Raw genomic sequence first — 21977 nt, forward strand, 5'->3', positions numbered from 1 at the left:
AAAACGGGCGCCTCAGGCGCCCGTTTCGTTTTCACTAACATTACTGTCTGACAGTTTCGACCACGTCAATCCAGCCGTGACCGGTGCTCACTTCGCTGCCGTGTAACCAGCGGCGCAGCATGTTCATCGCCATCATCGCCACCACCTTCTGCCGCGTCTCCAGATTATGGCGACCGGTACTGAACTTCACGCGCTGACCAAAGCTGCCATCCGGCGTATGCAGCGCCACCGAAATCTCTTCCTGCTCCAGGCTGCCTACAGAGAGCGCCAGCGCGGCCTGCTGCTGTGCAGCAAGTTCGCGGGTGCGGGTCACCTGCTGCTCCAGCGTCTCCTGCCCGGATGGCAGGATGTCAGCGCCACGCAGCGGCACGCTGGCGCCAGCCAACTGCCAGTAGAGCAGTCCGGCGGTGTATTGCTCACTGACTGCCAGCTGCTCACCGCGCTGCTCCAGCTCACGTGCCAGCAGCGCCGGTAAGCCTTCGGTACCTTCGAAAATGGTGCACTCCGCCAGTTGCAGGCGCACCTGCTGCCACACCTGCTCCATCGCCACCCGCTGACTGGCCGGGCCGGTGAGCTTGATCTCGATAATCGGCATGGACGAGCGATATCCCATAACCACGCCTTCCGGCAGCGCCAGCGGCTCCAGTTCGGCGGCAATATCGCTTTCACCACGACCGAAGGTAGTCAGCCGCAGACAAATCGGTGGCTCGGGCGGCGAAAATTTCGCTTTCAGACGGGGAATGATCTGCTGCTCCACCATCACTTTAAATTCAGACGGCACACCAGGCGTGAAGAACATCCAGCAGCGATTGAGTTGCAGGGCAAAACCACAGGCAGTGCCGACCGGGTTATCAATCAGTTCCGCGTTGGCCGGGATTTCCGCCTGCTTGCGATTACTGGCCGCCATCACGCGTCCGCGACTGGCGAACCAGGCTTCCATCTGTTCCAGCCACTCCTGCTGCATCCTGAGTTCAACGCCACAGGCCCGTGCTGCTGCCAGCGCACTGAGATCGTCACTGGTCGGCCCCAGACCGCCGTTGACTATCAGCACATCTGCCTCATGGCTGCGCGCCTGTAGCGTGGCGATTAGCGATTCGAGGGAATCCCCTACCGTGGTACGGCTTGTCATGGGTAAACCCTGCTGGAACAGAATATCCGCCAGCCAGGCGGCGTTGGTATCGACGATTTGGCCATGCAGCACCTCATCCCCGGTTGACAGCATCTCTACTCTAATCACGTTGAGTTCTCCTTTTCACGTTTACTAAACTGTATGAAGTCCACCCGCGAAAAACAATCGGCATCACCCGCGATTGTGACCCTGGTGACTAAGGCAGCACGTTGAGGATAAACGAAAGCGAGGGTGAAGCAGGGTTGAATGGCTGAGGCGGGCATGTTCAGAGCGTTGAGAAAACAACAAAAACGGCGGGTTAGCCCCGCCGTTTAGTGACTGCAATTGTTTACAACAGCAGCGTCAGCGAATCGCGATTAACGACGCGCCAGCAGCAGACCGAGTACCAGACCGGCTGTTGCACCGATACCGACACCCTGCCACGGTTTTTCGTGTACATAGTCGTCTGCACGGTAAGCCGCTTGTTTAGCGCGATAGTAGTAGCTATCGGACGCCTGGCTGACACGGGATTTCACATCGTTCAGCGCCTGTTCGGCTTTGCTTTTAAGCTCAATGTACTTCTGATCGGCCGGATCACCTGATGCCTTAAGGACTTCTTCCAGCGTTTCAGTCAGTAACGCAATATCGTCATCGAGGCCCGTTTCGAATTGATTTGTCTGATTTACCATCGTTTCCTCCGTGTGAATTGCAAAGCAGTTCATTAACTATAGTCATAATCTGGCGCTCTGCTGATTTCCTGCTCCAGGAATCACCTGATTTTTCATCTGTTAAAGTTGCTCAGTGCAGGCTGTGCGCCGTTTCGCTACGCAAAGAAGTGTAAGACGCACCGGCAACCGCGGAATTTCGCTTCGCTTCTTTGATTAATCTGATAAATTTTGTCGTGACTGAATTTTCCAGTAACCCTACTGTCGTACCCCTCTGTTGCCTGTGATTATCGGGCCATGAAAGTGCATTTTGCACGACAGTCACGACACCCTCGAACAGCTAAGGAATAATCTCTGGCATGAATCGAAGAATGTTTATGAAAGCGTCAATGGCCTTCTCCGCCGTCAGCGGCATGACCGGCCTGTCAACGCTGTTTGCGCAATCCGCATGGGCAGAAGATGGCATTGCTGACGGAACCGCCGTACGCTTCGATTTCGACGTATTGAAGAAAAACGCGGCTGCGCTGGCGAAAAAACCCTGGGGCGGAGCACCGGGCGCGCTGCCGGAGACGCTGGCCACACTGACCCCGCAGGCGTACAACGAAATTCAGTATGACGCTAACCACTCACTCTGGAACAACCTGCCCGACCGTCAACTGGACGTTCAGTTCTTCCATGTCGGTATGGGCTTCAAGCGGCGCATCCGCATGTTCTCTGTTGACGGCGAGAGTCGCGAAGCGCGTGAAATTCACTTCCGTCCCGAATTGTTCAACTACAACGATGCCAAAGTCGATACGAAGCAGCTGGAGGGCAAAACTGACCTCGGCTTCGCCGGTTTCCGCGCCTTTAAAAAACCGGAACTGGCCCGTCGCGACATCGTCTCCTTCCTCGGCGCAAGCTACTTCCGTGCGGTTGACGATACTTTCCAGTACGGCCTCTCGGCGCGTGGCGTAGCGATCAACACCTTCAGCAATGGCCAGGAGGAGTTTCCCGATTTCACCGCCTTCTGGTTTGAAACGCCAAAAGCGGAAGATACCACCTTTACCTGCTATGCCCTGCTGGATGGCGCCAGCCTCACCGGCGCTTACAAATTCATCATCCATTGCGAAGAGAAACGTGTGGTGATGGAGGTGGAAAACCACCTGTTTGCCCGTAAAGAGATCCGTCAGATTGGCATCTCGCCAATGACCAGTATGTTCAGCTGTGGCACCAACGAACGCCGTATGTGCAACACTTACCATCCGCAGATCCATGACTCCGATCGCCTGGCGATGTGGACCGGTAAAGGCGAATGGATTGCCCGCCCGCTGAATAATCCTCAGCGTCTGCAGTTCAACGCCTATGAAGATGAGAATCCGCGTGGATTTGGCCTGCTGCAGCTTAATCACGACTTCAAAGATTATCAGGATGTGATTGGCTGGTATGACAAACGTCCGAGCCTGTGGGTTGAGCCGGTCGGCAAGTGGGGTAAAGGCGCGATCAACCTGATGGAGATCCCGACTACGGGAGAAACGCTGGATAACGTAGTCTGCTTCTGGCAACCGGCTGAGCCGGTCAAAGCGGGCAGCGAGCTGAGCTTCTCCTACAAGCTTTACTGGAGTGGTCTGCCGCCGGTGCGTAGCGGTCTGGCGCGCGTGGATGCAACCCGTACCGGTATTGGTGGCTTCCCGGAAGGCTGGGCGCCTGGCGAACACTTCCCGGAAACCTGGTGCCGCCGCTTCGCCATCGATTTTATCGGTGGTGATCTGCAGGCTGCTGCGCCGAAAGGTATTGAGCCGGTGATTACCGTTTCATCCGGTAGCGTGAAGCAGGTTGAGATTCTGTATGTCGATCCGCTTAAGGGCTATCGCATCCTGTTTGACTGGTATCCGAACAGCGACTCCACCCAGCCGGTAGAGATGCGTCTGTTCCTGCGTAGCAAGGATGAGACGCTGAGCGAAACCTGGCTCTATCAATATTTCCCGCCTGCGCCGGATCAACGTAAATATGTCGATGACCGCCAGATGACGGTGGGTTAATGTAAACAGGCGAGGCTCAGGTCTCGCCTTTTTTATGGCGCGTTCTTCAGCATATCGACGTGAGGGATCCCATCTTCCAGGTAGTTCTCCCCCACCGCGACAAAGCCATGCTGCCCATAGAAACTTTCCAGATGCGCCTGCGCGGAGAGAAACAGATCGCGGCCCGGCCAGTGCTGCTGACAACTGCTGATCGCCTGCTCCATCAGACGATTCCCCAGCCGCGCGCCACGAACCCGATCTGAAACAATCACCCGGCCGATTTTCACCGGGCTGGTCTCATCCGCCGGGGAGAGCAATCGCGCATAGGCCACCAGCTGGTCATCCGCCATTCCCAGCAGATGCCGGTTTTCCGCCTGCAAATCTTTGCCATCCACATCAAGGTAAGCGCACTGCTGTTCCACCACAAACACGGCACTGCGCAACGCCAGCAGTGCATAGAGCTGTGAGGGCGTCAGTTCGCTATGATGTTTATCCTGCCAGTTAATGTCCATGGTTTCTCCTTTAAACCACACACTCTACATCAGCGCGGTGTCGCCAGCACCTGCTGGTGACATCCTCTTGCAGGCAAAAAAAATCAGGCCCGGAGGCCTGATTCGTCAGTCGCAGCAACGCGCTTACATCAGCGGCTGAGCCATCTGCACCAGTCTGATTAGCGGCTGCGGGTAAACCCCTAACAGCAGCACCAGAATGGCAGAGATCAGTACCACCACACCACCGGCCGTAAATGCCCAGTTAGCGGGGGTATCACGGGTATGCAGTTCCGGCGGGCTGAGGTAGAGACTCACCGTCACGCGCAGATAGTAGTAGAGGCCAATCGCACTACCCGCGACTACAGCACCGGTCAGCCACCACAGGTGCGCACTGACGCCTGAAGCGATAACGTAGAATTTACCGATAAAGCCCAGCGTCATCGGGATACCGGCCAGTGACAGCATCATCACCGTCATTACCGCTGACAGGATCGGACGATGCCAGAACAGGCCGCGATAGGAGTAGAGCGAGTCAGCATCCGGGCCACGATACGGGCTGGACATCAGACTCACCACACCAAAGGCACCCAGGCTGCTGAACAGATAACCGGCCAGGTAAACACCCGAGGTTTCCAGCGACAGCTGATGATCTTTTACCGCAATCAGCGCCACCAGCAGATAACCGAGGTGGGCGATAGAGGAGTAACCCAGCAGACGCTTGATGTTGCTCTGCGAAATCGCCATCAGGTTACCGAACAGAATCGACACAAAGGCGATCATAGCCAGCACTGTGCGCACCGCTTCGCTGTCGGTCACCGGCGCATACATAAACAGACGCATGATGACACCGAAGATAGCAATCTTGCTGGCGGTAGCCAGGAAGGTTGAAACCGGCGCAGGTGCACCCTGATAAACATCGGGGGTCCAGAGGTGGAACGGAACCAGTGAGAGCTTAAAGCCCAGACCGATGATCATCATACCCAGACCCACCAGCAGCAGTGGCTCGTGGATCATGCTGTCAGTCAGGCTCTGGCCCAACGCCACAAAACTCAGGTTACCGGAGTCGGCGTAAATCAGCGCAATACCAAACAGCAGGAACGACGAGGCCGCCGCCGAAAGAATGGTGTACTTCAGCGCGGCTTCAAGCGAACGTTTCTGGCGGAAGGCGTAGCCAATCAGACCAAACAGCGGCAGCGACAGCAGTTCAATACCGATGAACAGCGAGGCCAGATGATTAGCACTGGCCAGCACGATGCCACCGAGTGCCGCAATCAGCACCAGCAGGTAGAACTCATCTTTGTTGTCCGGGAAGCCGGCCAGCCATGGATAAGCAAAGGTGCAGGTCGCCAGACTCGCCAGCATGACCAGCGCGGTATAGAACATCGAATAGCCATCGACGCGCAGCAGCGGCGTGACATCCATCGCGCCGACCTGACCGACAAAGTATAGAGAGAGCAGCGCCAGGTTCAGGCCAACTACCGTTAGCGTGGCGTTAACGAAGTGGTTGCGTCGCCAGGCAATGGACAGCATCACAACCACCACCGTCAATCCGACGATTAACAGCGGTAGCAACGCAATCAATTGGTGAGGAGTTATTGTCATGGCGAATTACGGCCTTGTAGTTGAAATTGAAGCGGTAAACCACTGCTGAATATTGCTCATGGCAGCGTGCGAAGTATCCAGAATCGGCTGTGGATAGACGCCCAGCAGCACCAGCAGCACCACCAGAACACCGATGGTCATGAACTCACGCGGTGACATGCCTGGCAGCGGATCTTTCGATTTCGCTTCGCCGTAGTAAGCGCGCTGCATCATCACCAGCGAGTAAATCGAGGCGAACACCAGACCAAAGGTCGCGATGATGATAATCATCGGCACGACCTGGAAGCTGCCGGTCAGAATCATAAATTCGCCGACGAAGTTACCGGTGCCTGGCATACCGAGGTTGGCAACAGCAAAGAACAGCGACAGACCCGGAATCCATTTGATGCGCGACCACAGGCCACCCATCTGACGCATATCGCGGGTATGCAGACGCTCATACAGCTGACCACACAGAATGAAGAGTGCTGCAGCGGACAGACCGTGCGCAATCATCTGAATCACCGCGCCCTGCAGCGCCAGCTGGCTGCCGGTGTAGATGGCAATCAGCACAAAGCCCATGTGCGAAATCGAGGTGTAAGCAATCAGACGTTTGATATCGGTCTGCGAGAAGGCCATCCAGGCACCGTAGAAGATACCGATGATGCCTAACCACATGGCAATCGGCGCAAACTCGGCTGACGCATTCGGGAACAGCGGCAAGCTGAAACGCAGCAAGCCGTAAGCTGCCGTTTTCAGCAGGATACCCGCCAGGTCGACAGAACCGGCAGTTGGCGCCTGACTGTGCGCATCCGGCAGCCAGCCGTGCAACGGTACCACCGGCATCTTCACCGCAAAGGCGATAAAGAAGCCCAGCATCAGCAGATATTCAACACCGCTCGACATTGGCGTCTGCAGCAGCTGTTCGTAGTTGAATGTCCAGACGCCAGTGGCGTTGTAGTGGACAAACACCAGGCCCAGAATCGCAATCAGCATCACCAGACCTGAAGCCTGGGTGTAGATGAAGAATTTGGTCGCGGCGGAAATACGGGTTTTGCCGTCCGATGCTTTATGACCCCAGAGCGCGATGAGGAAGTACATCGGCACCAGCATCATTTCCCAGAAGAAGAAGAACAGGAACAGGTCGATGGAGAGGAACACACCGATCACGCCGCCCAGGATCCACATCAGGTTCAGGTGGAAGAAGCCCTGATACTTTGAAATCTCATTCCAGGAACAGAGCACCGCCATCAGACCCAGCAGGCCGGTCAGCACCACCATCAGCAGCGACAGGCCATCGATGGCTAAATGGAAGCTGATGCCGAAGCGTGGGATCCACGGAACGGAGAAACTTGACTGCCACTGCGGAATGCCCGCTGCCTGCGTCAGTGAATAGCCTCCCTGCAACCAGAGTTGCAGCGAAAGCGCCAACGTCAGCCCCATAGTGATCAGTGCGATCCAGCGTGGCACCTTTGCGCCGAGGCGCTCAGTGAGCCAGCAGATCAGACCACCGACGAAGGGTATGATAATTAGCCAAGGTAATAACACGGCACACTTCCCTTTTCTTTGTCTTGGTTCGGGCTATCTTACTTGCCATTTTGGCTCCCGGCAGTGCTCGCAATCCTCACATACCTCGGTATGCTCCGGTTGCTGTGCGCTGGCGGTAACCAAACTGGCCGCGACGATAACGCCCTTGCTCAGGACAATTTTTGACATTCTCAATGGGCAGATTAGCTAACCTGCCCCGCTCATCAATCTTTAAATCACCAGCAGCAGAGCCAGCACCAGCACGGCACCCAGGCTCATCGACGCAACGTACCAGCGCAGGTAGCCATTCTCACTAACGACCAGACCTTTGTTGGCTATACGTGACAGCAGCGCAGGCAGGTTCATCAGGCCATTCAGTGGGTCGCGCTTCAGCAGCCACGCAATACCCAGATAAGGTTTGACGAACACTTTATCGTAGAGCCAGTCGAAGCCCCAGGCCGCAAACCACCAGGTGCCGAAGAAACGGCCTGGTGCACTGTTTGCGATACGGGTAACCAGCTCACGTTTGCCCAGCCACAGCGCGGCAGCAATCAGAATGCCGACGATTGCTACAACGCCCGAGGTGATTTCCAGTCCTACTTTGCCCGCTTCACCGAACTCATTGGCTGGCAGTACGCCCGCCAGCGGCGGCGTGATCAGCGCACCAATAAAGGTGGAGAGCAGCAGCAGCACAATCAGCGGCAGATGATGGGTAATACCCTTACCGGCGTGCGCATGAATTTTCTCTTCGCCGTGGAACACGATGAAGATCATGCGGAAGGTATAGATAGAGGTAAGGAACGCCCCCACCAGACCTGCAACCATCAGGTTGATGTGACCGTTAGCCAGTGCGCCAAACAGGATCTCATCTTTACTGTAGAAGCCCGCCGTAATCAGCGGCAGTGCCGCCAGCGCCGCGCCGCCCACCAGGAAGCAGGTGTAGACCAGCGGAATGCTCTTACGCAGGCCACCCATTTTGAAAATATTCTGCTCGTGATGGCAGGCCAGAATCACTGAACCGGAGGAGAGGAACAGCAACGCTTTAAAGAAGGCGTGCGTCATCAGATGGAAAATCGCCGCATCCCACGCCTGAACACCCAGCGCCAGGAACATGTAGCCAATCTGGCTCATGGTGGAGTACGCGAGCACACGTTTAATGTCGGTCTGCACCAGCGCGGCAAAGCCTGCCAGCACCAGGGTAATCGCCCCGATGATTCCGACCAGATGCAGCACTTCCGGCGTCAGCAGGAAGAGACCGTGGCTGCGGGCAATCAGGTAGACACCTGCTGTCACCATGGTCGCGGCGTGGATCAATGCCGAAACCGGTGTCGGACCGGCCATCGCATCTGCCAGCCAGGTCTGTAACGGCAGCTGGGCCGATTTACCGACCGCGCCACCCAGCAGCATCAGCGTTGCCCACTGCAGCATATGGTTATCTGCGGCAAAGTGCGCAGGTGCCAGTTCCATCATCTCGCGGAAGTTCAGCGTGCCCAGCTCGTTGTAGAGAATGAACAGGCCGAATGCCAGGAAGACGTCGCCTACGCGGGTGATGATGAAGGCTTTCATCGCCGCTTTGCCGTTTTCCGGATTGCTGTAGTAGAAACCGATCAGCAGATAAGAGCAGAGCCCTACCCCTTCCCAGCCCAGATACATCAGCATCAGGTTATCGGCCAGCACCAGAACAACCATGCTGGCGATAAACAGGTTGGTATAGGCGAAGAAGCGGGAGTAACCCTCTTCTCCGCGCATATACCAGGAGGCGAACATATGAATGAAGAAGCCGACACCGGTCACAACCGACAGCATGGTCAGCGACAGGCCATCCAGCGTCAGGTTCACCTTCATGTCGAAGTTGCCGACATGCATCCAGGTCCAGAGCGGCTGGGTGTAGGCTTGCTGGCCGTTGGCGAAGAAGTCAAAACCGACCATCGCCGTCGTCAGGGCCGCCAGACCCACGGATCCCATACCAATCGTGGCCGACAGGTTCTCTGACCAGCGACCGCGCGAAAACGCTAACAGCAGAAAGCCGATCAGCGGAAACAAGACAGTTAAATAGAGAAGATTCATCCGCGCATCTCGCTCACAGTATCAATGTTCAGCGTCTGACGACGACGATAGAGCTGAAGCAGCAGTGCCAGACCAATACTGGCTTCCGCTGCCGCCAGGCTGATCGCCAGGATATACATCACCTGTCCATCAGCCTGACCCCAATAGCTTCCGGCAACGACCAGAGCTAAGGCGGCGGCGTTGATCATGATTTCAAGGCCGATCAGCATAAACAGCAGATTGCGGCGTATTACCAGCGACGTCAGTCCAAGGACAAACAGCACGGCAGCAAGAATCAATCCATGTTGTAACGGGATCATGCGTTCTCCTTTTTCACCTGAGCGGCGTCAGCATTACGGTTACTCAGGACTTCGCCCTGACGCTCTTCACGACCGATATGGAACGCCACGACCAGACCCGCCAGCAGCAGCATTGAGGCCAGTTCAACCGCCAGTACGTAAGGGCCAAAAAGACTGATGCCGACCGCTTTGGCGTCGATGATGGTGCCATTAATGCCCTGGTCATTGGCGGTCAGGATGGCATAGACCATTACGACCAGCAGCAGCAACGAGACGATACCCGGGCCAATCCACAGTGACGGGCTGAGCCACTCACGCTCCTGCTTCTCGGTCTGTTTGCCTAAGTTCAGCATCATGACCACGAAGACGAACAGCACCATAATGGCACCGGCGTAGACGATGATCTCCAGCGCACCAGCAAAATAGGCACCCATGGAAAAGAAGACGCCCGCGATCGATAACAGCGAAACGATCAGGTACAGCAACGCATGTACCGGATTAGTGTGGGTAATGACGCGCAACGTCGTCAGCACCGCCACCAGTCCGCAAAGATAAAACGCAAATTCCATGCCTTGCTCCTTAAGGTAATAAGCCTTTGACGTCGATAGGCTTCGCTTCGTTTTCCGCTTCGCCCTTATCTTTACCGTCAATCGCCATACCTGCCATGCGGTAGAAGTTGTACTCCGGATATTTACCCGGCCCCGAAATCAGCAGATCGTCCTTCTCATACACCAGATCCTGACGCTTAAACTCACCCAGTTCGAAATCGGGGGTCAGCTGAATCGCCGTGGTCGGACAGGCTTCCTCACACATGCCGCAGAAGATGCAGCGTGAGAAGTTGATACGGAAGAACTCCGGGTACCAGCGGCCATCTTTGGTTTCAGCTTTCTGCAGCGAGATACAGCCAACCGGACAGGCAACCGCACACAGGTTACAGGCGACGCAACGCTCCTGACCATCCGGATCGCGGGTTAACACGATACGGCCACGATAGCGCGGTGGCAGATAAACCGGCTCTTCCGGATACATCTGAGTTTCACGTTTGGCGAAGGCGTGCAGCCCGATCAGCCAGATACTGCGAACTGTCGTGCCAAAGCCTGTGACAATATCTTTCAAAGTCATTTGTTAACCCCTTACGGCGCTGTGTAGAGAATCACTGCGGCAGTCGCCAGCAGGTTCAACAGCGTCAACGGCAGACACACTTTCCAGCCGAATGACAGCACCTGGTCGTAGCGTGGACGCGGAAGCGCAGCACGAATCAGGATGAACATCATCATAAAGAACGCCGTTTTCAGGGCGAACCAGATGAACGGCGGCAGGAATGGGCCGTGCCAGCCACCAAAGAACAGCGTCACAATCAGCGCTGAAACGGTGGTAATCGCCACATATTCGCCGACAAAGAACAGGCCGAACTTCATACCGGCATATTCGATGTGATAACCGTCCGCCAGTTCCTGCTCCGCTTCTGGCTGGTCAAATGGATGACGGTGACACACCGCCACGCCAGCAATACAGAAGGTCACGAAACCGAAGAACTGCGGAATGATGTTCCACAGGTGCGTCTGGCTGTTGACGATATCGTTCATGTTGAACGAGCCCGCCTGCGCCACCACACCCATCAGCGACAGCCCCAGGAACACTTCGTAGCTCAGGGTCTGCGCCGAGGCGCGCATCGCACCCAGCAGCGAGTATTTGTTATTACTCGACCAGCCGGCAAACAGCACCGCGTAGACCGCAAGGCCCGCCATCATCAGGAAGAACAGCAGACCGATATTCAGGTCTGTCACCATCCAGGTTGGCGAAACCGGCACGATAGCAAAGGCCAGCAACAGTGAAACAAAGGCGATAACCGGCGCAAGGGTAAAGATAAAGCGGTCGGTAAACGGCGGGACCCAGTCCTCTTTAAAGAACATTTTGATCATGTCCGCTACCAGCTGGAGCGAGCCGCCCCAGCCTACGCGGTTTGGTCCGTAACGGTTCTGGAACAGGCCGAGCAGACGACGCTCGGCGAAGCTCATAAACGCGCCGCAGGCCACAACCACCAGCAGAATCACGATGGCTTTAACAATGGCCAGCAGAATGTCGATAACGTCCGGTGTTAACCAGCTCATTGCGCCGCCTCCTGCAGAGTGTCGATTTTACCGTTCGCCAGGAATGGTGGAACGCCCGGCATGCCCAGCGGCAGACCAATCTGTCCCGCCTGCAGTGACGCCGAGAAACGGACCGGCAGACGCACTGTCTCACCGGCACAGATGAACTCAACCGCCGCGCCATTGTTGACGCCCAGCTTCGCTGCATCTTCCGGGTTAATCACCAGTGCAGGCGGTGCCATACGCTGCTGGAAGACCGGTGAACGCTGTGACATCTCTTCACTGCCAAACAGCTGGTAGAGAGGGGCCACGCGCCACTGCGCTTCACTGACGAATGCCGCCGGAACGTTGCTGAACCAGGGCAGATCGGCTGCGCTGGCTTCAAACAGACGTACACCCGGATCGCCATTGCGCAGTTTGCCGCCGACTTCAACCTGGAACTTGTTCCACGCCTGCGGTGAGTTCCAGCCCGGAGCCCAGGCAAACGGAATCTGCGAACGCGGTGCGCCTGGCTGGTTGTTCCCTTCCATTGAGAAGGCGAACATGGTGTCCTGATCCTGCGGCTGACGCGGTTCGTGCACACTGATATTGGCGCGCGCCGCGGTACGGCCACTGGCACGGTGCGGTGAACGCGACAGTTTCTGTCCGCGAATACGGAAGCTGGCATCCGGTGCCGCATCTTTGATTCCGGCCAGCTGTGGCAGATCACTCACCACCGCATCGATCACGTGGTCCAGCTGCGTCCAGTCGACGTGACGGCTTTCCAGCGTGCTGTGAAGCGAATGCAGCCAGCGCCAGCTCTCCAGCATCACAACGTTGTTGTCATAGTAAGAAGGATCGTAAACCTGGAAGAAGCGTTGTGCGCGGCCTTCGTGGTTGATCGAGGTGCCATCACTTTCGGCGAAGCTGGCGGTTGATAACACCAGACCCGCTTTCTCCAGCGTCGCAGTGCGCTGATGATCAACCACAATCACGTTAGTGGTCTGAGCCAGCGCCGCATCCACCAGCGCTTTTGGTGCGTGGCGATAGAGGTCATTTTCCAGTACCACCAGTGCATCGGCTTCACCGTTGCTCAGCTGTTCCAGCGCGCTCTCCAGAGGATTGCCGCCCATCAGACCAAGCCCCACACTGTTAGCATGTCCCGCCAGCAGCGTAATCCCGACGTCGGCACCGCGCGCTTTCAGCGCTTTGGCCACGTTGGCAGCCGCTTCGATCATCGCGCTGCTGCCGGAATGGGTCCCGGAAATAATTAACGGTTTTTTCGCGCCGGCCAGCGCCTGCACGATGACATCCATCTTGCCGTTCAGTTTGCTGTCGAAATCGGTCACCGCCGGGGCGGTTTCATCCAGCGCACTGGCGATAGCGAAACCGAGACGCGCCTGATCTTCAACCGGTGCGCGATAGCTCCATGCCGCGATATCATCCAGACGGGTTTCATCGACGTTGGTGATAAACAGCGGATGTTTCGCATTCTGACCGATGTTCAGGATCGCGGCGATCTGCCAGTCTGCCACTTTCTGAGCGGCAGCCATATCGCGCGCTTTGCCTTTTACAGCCTGACGCACTGACAGCGCCACGCGTGCGCCAACCTGGGTCAGATCTTCGCCCAGCACCAGCACCGCATCGTAGCTTTCAATTTCACGCAGCGATGGCGTATAGATACCGCCCTCACGCAGGATTTTCAGCATCAGTTCAAGCCGGGCCTGCTCGCCCGCTGGCATGCCGGTAGAGAAGTTCTCTGCACCGACCAGTTCACGCAGCGCGAAGTTACTTTCAATGCTGGCGCGCGGCGAGCCGATACCAATCACTTTTTTCGCCTGACGCAGCAAATCTGCACCGGCATTGACCGCCTGCTCTGCGTTCAGTGTCACCCAGTCGTTGCCGCGCAGCAGCATCGGCTGGCGTGGGCGATCTTTGCGGTTCACGTAGCCATAGCCAAAGCGGCCACGGTCACACAGGAAATAGTGGTTTACGGTGCCGTTATAACGGTTTTCGATACGGCGTAACTCACCATAACGCTCACCCGGGCTGGTGTTACAGCCCACACTGCACTGCTGGCAGATGCTCGGCGCAAACTGCATATCCCATTTACGGTTATAGCGTTCGGAGTGCGTTTTATCGGTGAAGACGCCGGTCGGGCAGATTTCAACCAGGTTACCGGAGAATTCGCTCTCCAGCGTGCCATCTTCCGGGCGACCGAAGTAGACGTTGTCGTGTGCGCCGTAGACACCCAGATCCTTGCCATCGGCATAATCTTTGTAGTAACGCACGCAGCGGTAACAGGCGATACAGCGGTTCATTTCGTGGGAGATGAATGGGCCGAGATCCTGATTACGGTGGGTACGTTTGGTGAAACGATAGCGGCGGAAGCTGTGGCCGGTCATCACTGTCATATCCTGCAGGTGACAGTTACCGCCCTCTTCACACACCGGACAGTCGTGCGGGTGGTTGGTCATCAGCCACTCCACCACGCTTTCGCGGAACTCTTTCGCTTCGCCATCATCGATGGAGATGAATGTGCCGTCAGAGGCCGGTGTCATGCAGGACATGACAAGACGGCCGCGGGTATCTTCGGCATTCTGGAATTGCTTTACCGCACACTGGCGGCAGGCCCCAACGCTTCCCAGCGCCGGATGCCAGCAAAAGTAAGGAATATCAAGGCCCAGAGAAAGACATGCCTGTAGCAGGTTGTCCGCTCCGTTCACATCATACTCTTTACCGTCTACATGAATTGTAGCCATAGTGACATGCTTCCGTAAGGCTCGTCAGAGACGAGCGTTAATCATATTCTTGCCCCGACGCACGACATTGTCGGGGCGGCGGCACCAGGCCTGTTCCGTGTTCTTCGGCGAATTACCAGCGCGCTTTCAGCAGGTTTGGCTGGATCCCGCCAATGGCGCGGGTATTACCAAACACCTGCGGTGCCATGCCAGCTTCAAACTCTTCACGGAAATATTTAATCGCACTCTGCAGTGGCTCAACCGCACCCGGCGCATGCGCACAGAAGGTTTTACCCGGGCCAAGCTGACGGCAGAGTTGCAGTAAAGTTTCGATATCGCCTGGCTGACCCTGCTTCTGCTCCAACGCACGCAGAATTTTTACGCTCCACGGCAGGCCATCGCGACACGGTGTACACCAGCCGCACGACTCACGAGCAAAAAACTCTTCCAGGTTACGCACCAGCGAGACCATGTTGATCTCGTGATCGACCGCCATCGCCAGCGCCGTACCCAGACGACTGCCCGCTTTGCCGATGCTGGCAAATTCCATAGGCAGATCCAGGTGCTGGTCGGTCAGGAAGTCAGTCCCTGCCCCGCCGGGCTGCCAGGCTTTGAACTTCAGTCCGTCACGCATACCGCCCGCATAATCTTCAAGGATTTCACGTGCGGTGATACCAAAGGGCAGCTCCCAGACGCCGGGATTTTTAACCCGGCCGGAGAAGCCCATCATTTTGGTACCGGCATCGTCGCTTTTAGAGATGTTTTTGTACCACTCCACGCCGTTGGCCAGAATCGCCGGAACGTTGGAGAGGGTTTCCACGTTGTTCACGCAGGTCGGTTTGCCCCACGCGCCCGCACTCGCCGGGAATGGCGGTTTCGAACGCGGATTGGCACGACGGCCTTCCAGTGAGTTAATCAATGCCGTCTCTTCGCCGCAGATATAACGACCTGCGCCGGTGTGGACAATCAACTCAAAGTCGAAGCCGGTACCGAGTATATTTTTACCGAGATAGCCTGCTTCCGTCGCTTCAGCAATCGCACGACGCAGATGCACCGCGGCTTCAATGTATTCACCACGTAAGAAGATATAGCCACGGTAAGCCTTCAGCGCAAAGGCGCTGATCAGCATTCCTTCCACCAGCTGGTGAGGCATCTGCTCCATCAGCAGGCGGTCTTTATAGGTGCCCGGCTCCATCTCATCGGCGTTACACAGCAGGTAACGGATGTTCATCGACTCATCTTTCGGCATCAGGCTCCACTTCAGCCCGGTGGAGAAGCCCGCACCGCCGCGCCCTTTCAGGCCTGAATCTTTGACTGCCGCGACGATTTCATCCTGCGACATGCTTTTCAGCGCTTTTTCCGCACCGGCATAGCCGTTTTTACTGCGGTATTCGTCAAGCCAGACAGGTTGCTTGTCATCACGCATCCGCCAGGTCAACGGATGGGTTTCTGCAGTGCGAATGATCTGTTTAATTGTCATTGATACTGCTCCAGCAAACCAGGGATGCCTTCCGGCGTCAGATGCACATGCGTGTCTTCATCCACCATCATCGTTGGCCCCTTATCGCAGTTACCCAGACAGCAGGTTGGCAGCAGTGTGAAGCGGCCATCGGCAGTGGTCTGACCCGGTTTGATATTCAGTTGCTGTTCCAGTGCTGACTGGATGCCCTGATAACCGGTGATATGACAGACCACGCTGTCACAGTAACGGATCACATGACGGCCAACCGGCTGACGGAAGATCTGGCTGTAAAATGTCGCCACACCTTCAACATCACTCGCCGGGATACCCAGTACCTCGGCAATCGCATGGATGGCGCCGTCCGGCACCCATCCGCGCTGTTTCTGCACGATCTTCAGCGCTTCAATCGAGGCTGCACGCGCATCTTCGTAGTGGTGTTTTTCGTGCTCAATGGCGTGATGCTCTTCCGCGCTCAGCACGAAGACCTCGTTAGGGTCGATCGTTTTAATGGCAATGTGTTGATCGTGCATAATTAGCGGTCCACGTCTGACATAACAAAATCGATACTACCCAGATATACGATCAGGTCGGATACCAGGCTGCCACGGATTACTGAAGGAATCTGCTGCAGATGCGGGAAGCTCGGCGTACGCACGCGGGTGCGGTAGCTCATGGTGCTGCCATCGCTGGTCAGGTAGTAGCTGTTGATCCCTTTCGTCGCTTCAATCATCTGGAACGACTCATTAGCTGGCATCACCGGGCCCCACGATACCTGCAGGAAGTGCGTGATCAGCGTTTCAATGTGCTGCAGCGTGCGCTCTTTCGGTGGCGGCGTGGTCAGCGGGTGATCTGCTTTAAACGGCCCCTCTGGCATATTGTTGAGACACTGCTCAAGAATACGCAGCGACTGCCACATCTCTTCCATTTTCAGCATGACGCGGCTGTAAGCATCGCTGATGCCGTCGCCGACCGGGATTTCGAAATCGAAGTTTTCGTAGCCAGAGTATGGACGCCATTTGCGCACATCAAAGTCAAGACCGGTGGCACGCAGACCGGCACCGGTGGTGCCCCACGCCAGCGCCTCTTCCATGTTGTAAGCGGCAACGCCTTTGGAACGACCGACCAGTACGCTGTTGCGCAGTGCCGCTTTGTCATACTCTTTAAGACGTTTTGGCATCCAGTCGAGGAAGTCACGCAGCAGACGTTCCCAGCCTCGCGGCAGATCATGCGCAACGCCACCGATACGGAACCACGCCGGGTGCATACGGAAACCAGTGATGGCTTCAACCACGTCATAGATTTTCTGGCGATCGGTAAAGGCAAAGAACACCGGTGTCATGGCACCAACGTCCTGGATAAAAGTGGAGATGTAGAGCAGGTGGCTGTTAATGCGGAATAGCTCTGAGAGCATCACGCGGATCACATTAACGCGATCGGGCACCACGATACCGGCCAGTTTTTCCACCGCCAGTACGTACGGCATTTCATTTACGCAGCCGCCGAGGTACTCGATGCGGTCAGTGTAAGGAATGTAGCTGTGCCACGACTGACGCTCGCCCATCTTTTCGGCACCACGATGGTGATACCCGATGTCAGGCACGCAGTCGACAATCTCTTCACCATCCAGCTGCAGAATGATGCGGAACGCACCGTGCGCCGACGGGTGGTTAGGCCCGAGGTTTAGAAACATGAAGTCTTCGTTGGTGGTGCTGCGCTTCATCCCCCAGTCTTCAGGCTTAAAGGTCAGCGCTTCCATCTCCAGATCTTCTTTCTGTTTGGTCAGCGTAAACGGATCGAATTCGGTGGCGCGCGCCGGGTAATCTTTACGCAGCGGATGGCCTTCCCAGGTCGACGGCATCATGATGCGCGTCAGATGCGGGTGACCATCAAAGGTGATACCAAACATCTCCCAGGTTTCACGCTCATACCAGTTGGCATTCGGGAAAAGACGGGTGATGGTCGGCAGATGCATATCGTTTTCAGAGAGTGCCACCTTGAGCATAATGTCGCGGTTGCGTTCAATCGACAGCAGGTGGTAGAAAACGGAAAAATCCGCCGCAGGCAGGCCTGCACGGTGGGTACGTAAACGCTCATCCACGCCATGCAGGTCATACAGCATGACGTAAGGCTTAGGTAATTTACGCAGGAACTCGATAATTTCCAGTATCTGTTCACGCTTCACCCATACCACCGGAATACCGGTACGGGTTGGCTGAACAGTGAAGGCATCCGGCCCAAAACGGTTACGCAACTCGCCGATCACCGGGTCATCCAGGTGATCACGGGTTTGCCATGAAGGCTGAGCGAGATCTTGCGTGGTCAAATCTGTCATACGTTACTCACCATTCCGGCCTGGTCTCAGGCACTCAAATGAAGGCGTCAGGATGGGGCCATGCATTAAATTGTGATGTTCTGCTGCAGGCGCTGTTTTCCATCCATACGGTTTTAAACTTCGTCCGGGCTGCGCAGGTTTGTGACTGCGATGCGCTCGCCGCGTTTTCTTTCACGCTCTGATGGCATGTTGGCGCTATAAACGCCCTGATCGCCAACCACCCACGAGAGCGGACGGCGCTCTTTGCCAATCGACTCCTGCAACAGCAGCAGTGCCTGCATATACGCTTCAGGACGTGGTGGGCAGCCAGGAATATAGACATCAACCGGCAGGAATTTATCGACACCCTGCACCACGGAATAGATGTCATACATGCCGCCAGAGTTGGCGCAGGCCCCCATGGAAATCACCCATTTTGGTTCCAGCATCTGATCGTACAAACGCTGAATTACCGGAGCCATTTTGGTGAATGGCGTACCGGCAATAACCATGAAATCGGCCTGACGCGGCGAAGCGCGCATAACTTCGGCACCAAAACGTGCCACGTCGTGGACCGCGGTGAACGATGTTGTCATCTCAACGTAACAACAGGACAGGCCAAAGTTGTAAGGCCAGAGGGAGTTTTTACGCCCCCAGTTCACCATGTCATGCAGGGCATTTTCGAGTTTGCCCATATAAACGCTGCGATGAACATGCTGCTCCAGCGGATCGCTGACGATTTCCTGCTTTTGCAGAGGATAACGGTCGTTCTCACCACCGTTCGGGTCTATGCGGGTGAGCGTATAGTCCATCTTATTGCCTCTCTTTTACTGCTTATGAGGATTGGTGTGGCTGACCGTAGTGGTTTTGACCACTACGCGACGGCGAGCTGGAGCCCAGTCCAGTGCGCCAATGCGTACCAGATAGACCAGACCCGCCAGGAGCACCAAAATGAAAATTGCGGCTTCCACAAAGCCGATCCAACCGCTTTCACGGATTGAAGTCGCCCATGCGTATAAAAAGAGGGCTTCGACGTCGAAGATGACGAAAAACATCGCAACCAGATAAAATTTCGCCGACAGGCGGATATGGGTATCACCAACGGATTCAATGCCCGATTCGAATGGCGTGTCTTTGTAGCGGGCGCGTGCTCTGCCGCCTAGCAGCCATCCTCCGGTCAGCATGAAAGCACACAGGCCAAAGGCAATAACGATAAATACGATAAACGCCCAGTGCTGAGCGATGATTTCGGTGGTAGTTGACATACTCATTGCTTACTCATCAAAAGTGGCGCTGGCATCCTGCACGCGTTTCCCGCAGCAAACTGACCACATCGATTCAAGGGAAGGATAAAAACCTTTTAAACTTCGCTGTTATTACGTAATAAGCAGCTATTTTATGGGGTTTTTTACTCCTTTCTATAACCTTTTGTCAACTTTGACAAAAGTATCCAAACATTATTTCACACCTGCATCATATTATTAACAAATGATGCCCCGCTTTCCAGCTAAATCGCTTCAGTCTGTAGGGTTAATTTTAGTGTAGCGGGTATTCACATGCATGGATCGTGCATTTAACAAACATATTTTGACAGGTATCACTGGATTTTCCCTCCCCTTTCCAGGGCTATTTTTTTGATCCAGAACACACTTTTGCCCTTTTTGCGTTAATTTCCCCCACATGAACCGGCAATTCAGAACAAATCGTTCGGTTTTTTGGTCTGGAAGTTTCACTTTCATAAGCAGTGAAATTTATTGAGGCGAACAAGGAGAGGCAAATGAGTCAGTAAGGGAGATAAGGCGGGGGTCAGACATAAAAAAGCCTCTCGTTCTTTTCAGGGAAAGAGAGGCTTATTTATAAGCGTTCATTAAGGCAGTCGCGCCAGTATTGAGGACAACACGTTAGCGAAATTACTCTTCGTCATCCAGCAACAGTGAACCGTCGGGATTATTGCTCAGGTTGTACGGATCATTGGTGGACTGCATGGCATTGAAGATAGCCAGCGCCAGTTCATTATCGCTGTCAGGATTACGGCACAGCAGATATTGCGTATCCGGCAGCACCGGCAGGCCTTCAGCCGCACCCATAACACGCAGTTCAGGGCTCATCATCTCAACCGGACGTGCCGTCACGCCAAGTCCCGCTTTCACCGCAGCGCGCACTGCAGCCAGTGTGGAAGCGACATAAGAGATACGCCACGGAATACCGGCTTCGTTGAGATGATCGATGGCCATATCACGATAAGGGCTTGGTTCATCCAGCAACACCAATGGAATGGCTTCGCCACGCTGGAAGATATAATCCGCTGCGCAGTACCACAAAGTTGGTGAAGTACGCAGGACCTGATAGGTAAAATTGCCCGGGCTGGAGGTCGTCACAACCAGGTCCACTTCACCCTGATTGAGCATCTCCATCATAAACGGATTACGTTTAACCCGCACATCGATTGCCAGTTTCGGATAAACCGAGGTCACCCGGTTTAGCAGGAACGGCAGAATAGTGTCAGAGGTGTCATCAGAGGCACCAATAGTCAGCACGCCCTGAATGTTGCTGTACATCAGAGATGTGCAGGCTTCGTCGTTAAAACGAAGGATTTTTCTCGCATAGCCTAAAAGCTGGATACCGTGCTCTGTCAGAAGCTTATTACGTCCATGTCTGGCAAACAGCTCTTTACCTACCAATTGTTCCAGACGCTGCATCTGCTGACTGACTGCTGACTGGGTTCTGCAGACCGCTGCAGCGGCTGCTGCAAAGGTATTCAAATCCGCAACGGCAACGAAGGTTCTCAGCAGATCGAGGTCGAGATTCAGTATCGGACGATTTGCATTAGTCATGTTTTTTCTTCACTTATAAGATTTTTACGAACTACTACCCTGGTGTTATCACAAGCTTATCAAAGTGATAAGCAGTAATGGTGCTCAATGACAGTCCTGTGTGAAGACTGACACAAAAAAAAGTTTATGTGGATCCTGCACTGTTGACTCACCTGAAAGGGTCACAGTGCTCGTCAAGACAGATACAACTTCTGAACCGATGGCGCTGGGTGCGCAAATGCAGGAAGCTGCGTAGTTGTCTTATTCCCACCAGAAAGAATCGTGCGGGATAGAAAGCGCACTTTACGGGCAATCAAGGCGAAGCGGCAAAGTGCACTAAATAATAAATTATACTTAATCATTTTTGACTTCAAAATGGAAATGATTTTGTGAAAAGCGCTGTAAATTTTGTGCTAAAGGCATTTCCAGACTCTTATGCCACATTATTGATCACTTTTTAAGCCTTCAACGTTCTGAAATTTAGTGAAGAAGTGTTAAGTGGTGCTCACTATCCTGTGATCGGGATGCAAAACGAAGCGCTTCTTTTGGTACTTTTCCGGCGATCACAAGGCCTTAAACAAGACACTCTTAAGCAGCGTTAAGGCGAAATCTTTACGCACGTGATAAAATCGTCCATAAAATGAGCATTTATAAAATATCCTTTAACTATTTCTCTAAGTGTATATTTCAGGAGTACAGAAAAGTTCCATTTCGATAACTTCCAGATAGCGTTCACAATGTCAGAGCCAGATGTTGGCTCAGCAGCGCTTTGGGCAAGTTAAAATACTGCTTTAACCATAATTTATGGTTTTAATAACTACTTTCATCGACAACAAATATTTTTTACGCTGCCCACTCTGCAAAAAG

Annotated in this window: 18 protein-coding genes; 1 reads left to right on the plus strand and 17 read right to left on the minus strand. The window is 54.8% G+C overall.

What is annotated here, in order from left to right; all coding sequences use genetic code 11:
• Nucleotides 1-40: 40 nt before the first annotated feature.
• Together AC0T7J_RS05530 and elaB are read right to left on the minus strand one after the other, a co-directional pair.
• The gene (locus tag AC0T7J_RS05530) at nucleotides 41-1237 is read right to left on the minus strand and encodes a nicotinamide mononucleotide deamidase-related protein YfaY (RefSeq protein ID WP_473792705.1); all 1197 of its coding nucleotides are present in this window, start codon (nucleotides 1235-1237) and stop codon (nucleotides 41-43) included.
• A 248-nt stretch (nucleotides 1238-1485) separates the two neighbouring features.
• The gene (gene elaB / locus AC0T7J_RS05535) at nucleotides 1486-1797 is read right to left on the minus strand and encodes a stress response protein ElaB (RefSeq protein WP_010258091.1); all 312 of its coding nucleotides are present in this window, start codon (nucleotides 1795-1797) and stop codon (nucleotides 1486-1488) included.
• Nucleotides 1798-2132: 335 nt separating this feature from the next.
• On the opposite strand from elaB, the gene AC0T7J_RS05540 reads away from it, so the two are divergent.
• Nucleotides 2133-3791, plus strand: coding sequence for a glucan biosynthesis protein D (locus tag AC0T7J_RS05540; protein WP_473792707.1), 1659 nt, complete (start codon nucleotides 2133-2135; stop codon nucleotides 3789-3791).
• Between the two features lie 32 nt (nucleotides 3792-3823).
• On the opposite strand, the gene AC0T7J_RS05545 is transcribed toward AC0T7J_RS05540, so the two are convergent.
• From AC0T7J_RS05545 to lrhA, 15 genes are all read right to left on the minus strand, one after another.
• Nucleotides 3824-4282 carry a GNAT family N-acetyltransferase gene (locus AC0T7J_RS05545; protein WP_473792709.1) on the minus strand — a complete coding sequence of 153 codons (459 nt, stop codon included), beginning with the start codon at nucleotides 4280-4282 and terminating at the stop codon, nucleotides 3824-3826.
• Nucleotides 4283-4405: 123 nt separating this feature from the next.
• On the minus strand, nucleotides 4406-5863 hold the full coding sequence (gene nuoN / locus AC0T7J_RS05550) for an NADH-quinone oxidoreductase subunit NuoN (RefSeq protein ID WP_010258083.1): 1458 nt from the start codon (nucleotides 5861-5863) through the stop codon (nucleotides 4406-4408).
• Nucleotides 5864-5869: 6 nt separating this feature from the next.
• Nucleotides 5870-7390 (minus strand): NADH-quinone oxidoreductase subunit M, encoded by a 1521-nt coding sequence (nuoM, locus tag AC0T7J_RS05555; RefSeq protein WP_010258081.1) that lies wholly within the window; start codon nucleotides 7388-7390, stop codon nucleotides 5870-5872.
• 210 nt (nucleotides 7391-7600) lie between these two features.
• Nucleotides 7601-9436 carry an NADH-quinone oxidoreductase subunit L gene (nuoL, locus tag AC0T7J_RS05560; protein WP_473792712.1) on the minus strand — a complete coding sequence of 612 codons (1836 nt, stop codon included), beginning with the start codon at nucleotides 9434-9436 and terminating at the stop codon, nucleotides 7601-7603.
• Nucleotides 9433-9735 (minus strand): NADH-quinone oxidoreductase subunit NuoK, encoded by a 303-nt coding sequence (gene nuoK, locus AC0T7J_RS05565; protein WP_003854236.1) that lies wholly within the window; start codon nucleotides 9733-9735, stop codon nucleotides 9433-9435. The genes nuoL and nuoK overlap by 4 nt, the downstream gene beginning before the upstream one ends.
• Nucleotides 9732-10283 carry an NADH-quinone oxidoreductase subunit J gene (gene nuoJ, locus AC0T7J_RS05570; protein WP_473792713.1) on the minus strand — a complete coding sequence of 184 codons (552 nt, stop codon included), beginning with the start codon at nucleotides 10281-10283 and terminating at the stop codon, nucleotides 9732-9734. Before nuoJ ends, nuoK begins: the two co-directional genes overlap by 4 nt.
• Before the next feature lie 10 nt (nucleotides 10284-10293).
• Nucleotides 10294-10836, minus strand: coding sequence for an NADH-quinone oxidoreductase subunit NuoI (gene nuoI / locus AC0T7J_RS05575; RefSeq protein ID WP_031590610.1), 543 nt, complete (start codon nucleotides 10834-10836; stop codon nucleotides 10294-10296).
• An 11-nt stretch (nucleotides 10837-10847) separates the two neighbouring features.
• The gene (gene nuoH / locus AC0T7J_RS05580; RefSeq protein WP_003854240.1) at nucleotides 10848-11825 is read right to left on the minus strand and encodes an NADH-quinone oxidoreductase subunit NuoH; all 978 of its coding nucleotides are present in this window, start codon (nucleotides 11823-11825) and stop codon (nucleotides 10848-10850) included.
• Entirely contained in the window at nucleotides 11822-14545 is a 2724-nt protein-coding gene (nuoG, locus tag AC0T7J_RS05585; protein ID WP_473792715.1) for an NADH-quinone oxidoreductase subunit NuoG, read from the minus strand. Before nuoG ends, nuoH begins: the two co-directional genes overlap by 4 nt.
• Before the next feature lie 112 nt (nucleotides 14546-14657).
• Nucleotides 14658-15998, minus strand: coding sequence for an NADH-quinone oxidoreductase subunit NuoF (nuoF, locus tag AC0T7J_RS05590; RefSeq protein ID WP_473793187.1), 1341 nt, complete (start codon nucleotides 15996-15998; stop codon nucleotides 14658-14660).
• Between the two features lie 2 nt (nucleotides 15999-16000).
• Nucleotides 16001-16516 carry an NADH-quinone oxidoreductase subunit NuoE gene (gene nuoE / locus AC0T7J_RS05595; RefSeq protein ID WP_473792716.1) on the minus strand — a complete coding sequence of 172 codons (516 nt, stop codon included), beginning with the start codon at nucleotides 16514-16516 and terminating at the stop codon, nucleotides 16001-16003.
• A gap of 2 nt (nucleotides 16517-16518) precedes the next feature.
• Nucleotides 16519-18318 (minus strand): NADH-quinone oxidoreductase subunit C/D, encoded by a 1800-nt coding sequence (gene nuoC / locus AC0T7J_RS05600; protein ID WP_187495768.1) that lies wholly within the window; start codon nucleotides 18316-18318, stop codon nucleotides 16519-16521.
• A gap of 113 nt (nucleotides 18319-18431) precedes the next feature.
• Nucleotides 18432-19109, minus strand: coding sequence for a NuoB/complex I 20 kDa subunit family protein (locus AC0T7J_RS05605; protein ID WP_473792718.1), 678 nt, complete (start codon nucleotides 19107-19109; stop codon nucleotides 18432-18434).
• 15 nt (nucleotides 19110-19124) lie between these two features.
• Nucleotides 19125-19568 carry an NADH-quinone oxidoreductase subunit A gene (locus tag AC0T7J_RS05610; RefSeq protein WP_010258058.1) on the minus strand — a complete coding sequence of 148 codons (444 nt, stop codon included), beginning with the start codon at nucleotides 19566-19568 and terminating at the stop codon, nucleotides 19125-19127.
• Nucleotides 19569-20207: 639 nt separating this feature from the next.
• Entirely contained in the window at nucleotides 20208-21131 is a 924-nt protein-coding gene (gene lrhA, locus AC0T7J_RS05615) for a transcriptional regulator LrhA (RefSeq protein WP_010258055.1), read from the minus strand.
• Nucleotides 21132-21977 lie beyond the last annotated feature (846 nt).

Source organism: Pantoea sp. E956-1, from assembly GCF_982223955.1.

What these genes read in the sequence shown, in the direction of transcription:
- nuoL (WP_473792712.1), bottom strand. Translation starts at nt 9,436, where the DNA reads ATGAATCTTCTCTATTTAACTGTCTTGTTTCCGCTGATCGGCTTTCTG.
- AC0T7J_RS05610 (WP_010258058.1), bottom strand. Translation starts at nt 19,568, where the DNA reads ATGAGTATGTCAACTACCACCGAAATCATCGCTCAGCACTGGGCGTTT.
- nuoH (WP_003854240.1), bottom strand. Translation starts at nt 11,825, where the DNA reads ATGAGCTGGTTAACACCGGACGTTATCGACATTCTGCTGGCCATTGTT.
- nuoC (WP_187495768.1), bottom strand. Translation starts at nt 18,318, where the DNA reads ATGACAGATTTGACCACGCAAGATCTCGCTCAGCCTTCATGGCAAACC.
- AC0T7J_RS05540 (WP_473792707.1), top strand. Translation starts at nt 2,133, where the DNA reads ATGAATCGAAGAATGTTTATGAAAGCGTCAATGGCCTTCTCCGCCGTC.
- nuoK (WP_003854236.1), bottom strand. Translation starts at nt 9,735, where the DNA reads ATGATCCCGTTACAACATGGATTGATTCTTGCTGCCGTGCTGTTTGTC.
- elaB (WP_010258091.1), bottom strand. Translation starts at nt 1,797, where the DNA reads ATGGTAAATCAGACAAATCAATTCGAAACGGGCCTCGATGACGATATT.
- nuoE (WP_473792716.1), bottom strand. Translation starts at nt 16,516, where the DNA reads ATGCACGATCAACACATTGCCATTAAAACGATCGACCCTAACGAGGTC.
- AC0T7J_RS05545 (WP_473792709.1), bottom strand. Translation starts at nt 4,282, where the DNA reads ATGGACATTAACTGGCAGGATAAACATCATAGCGAACTGACGCCCTCA.
- AC0T7J_RS05605 (WP_473792718.1), bottom strand. Translation starts at nt 19,109, where the DNA reads ATGGACTATACGCTCACCCGCATAGACCCGAACGGTGGTGAGAACGAC.
- lrhA (WP_010258055.1), bottom strand. Translation starts at nt 21,131, where the DNA reads ATGACTAATGCAAATCGTCCGATACTGAATCTCGACCTCGATCTGCTG.
- nuoN (WP_010258083.1), bottom strand. Translation starts at nt 5,863, where the DNA reads ATGACAATAACTCCTCACCAATTGATTGCGTTGCTACCGCTGTTAATC.
- nuoG (WP_473792715.1), bottom strand. Translation starts at nt 14,545, where the DNA reads ATGGCTACAATTCATGTAGACGGTAAAGAGTATGATGTGAACGGAGCG.
- nuoJ (WP_473792713.1), bottom strand. Translation starts at nt 10,283, where the DNA reads ATGGAATTTGCGTTTTATCTTTGCGGACTGGTGGCGGTGCTGACGACG.
- nuoI (WP_031590610.1), bottom strand. Translation starts at nt 10,836, where the DNA reads ATGACTTTGAAAGATATTGTCACAGGCTTTGGCACGACAGTTCGCAGT.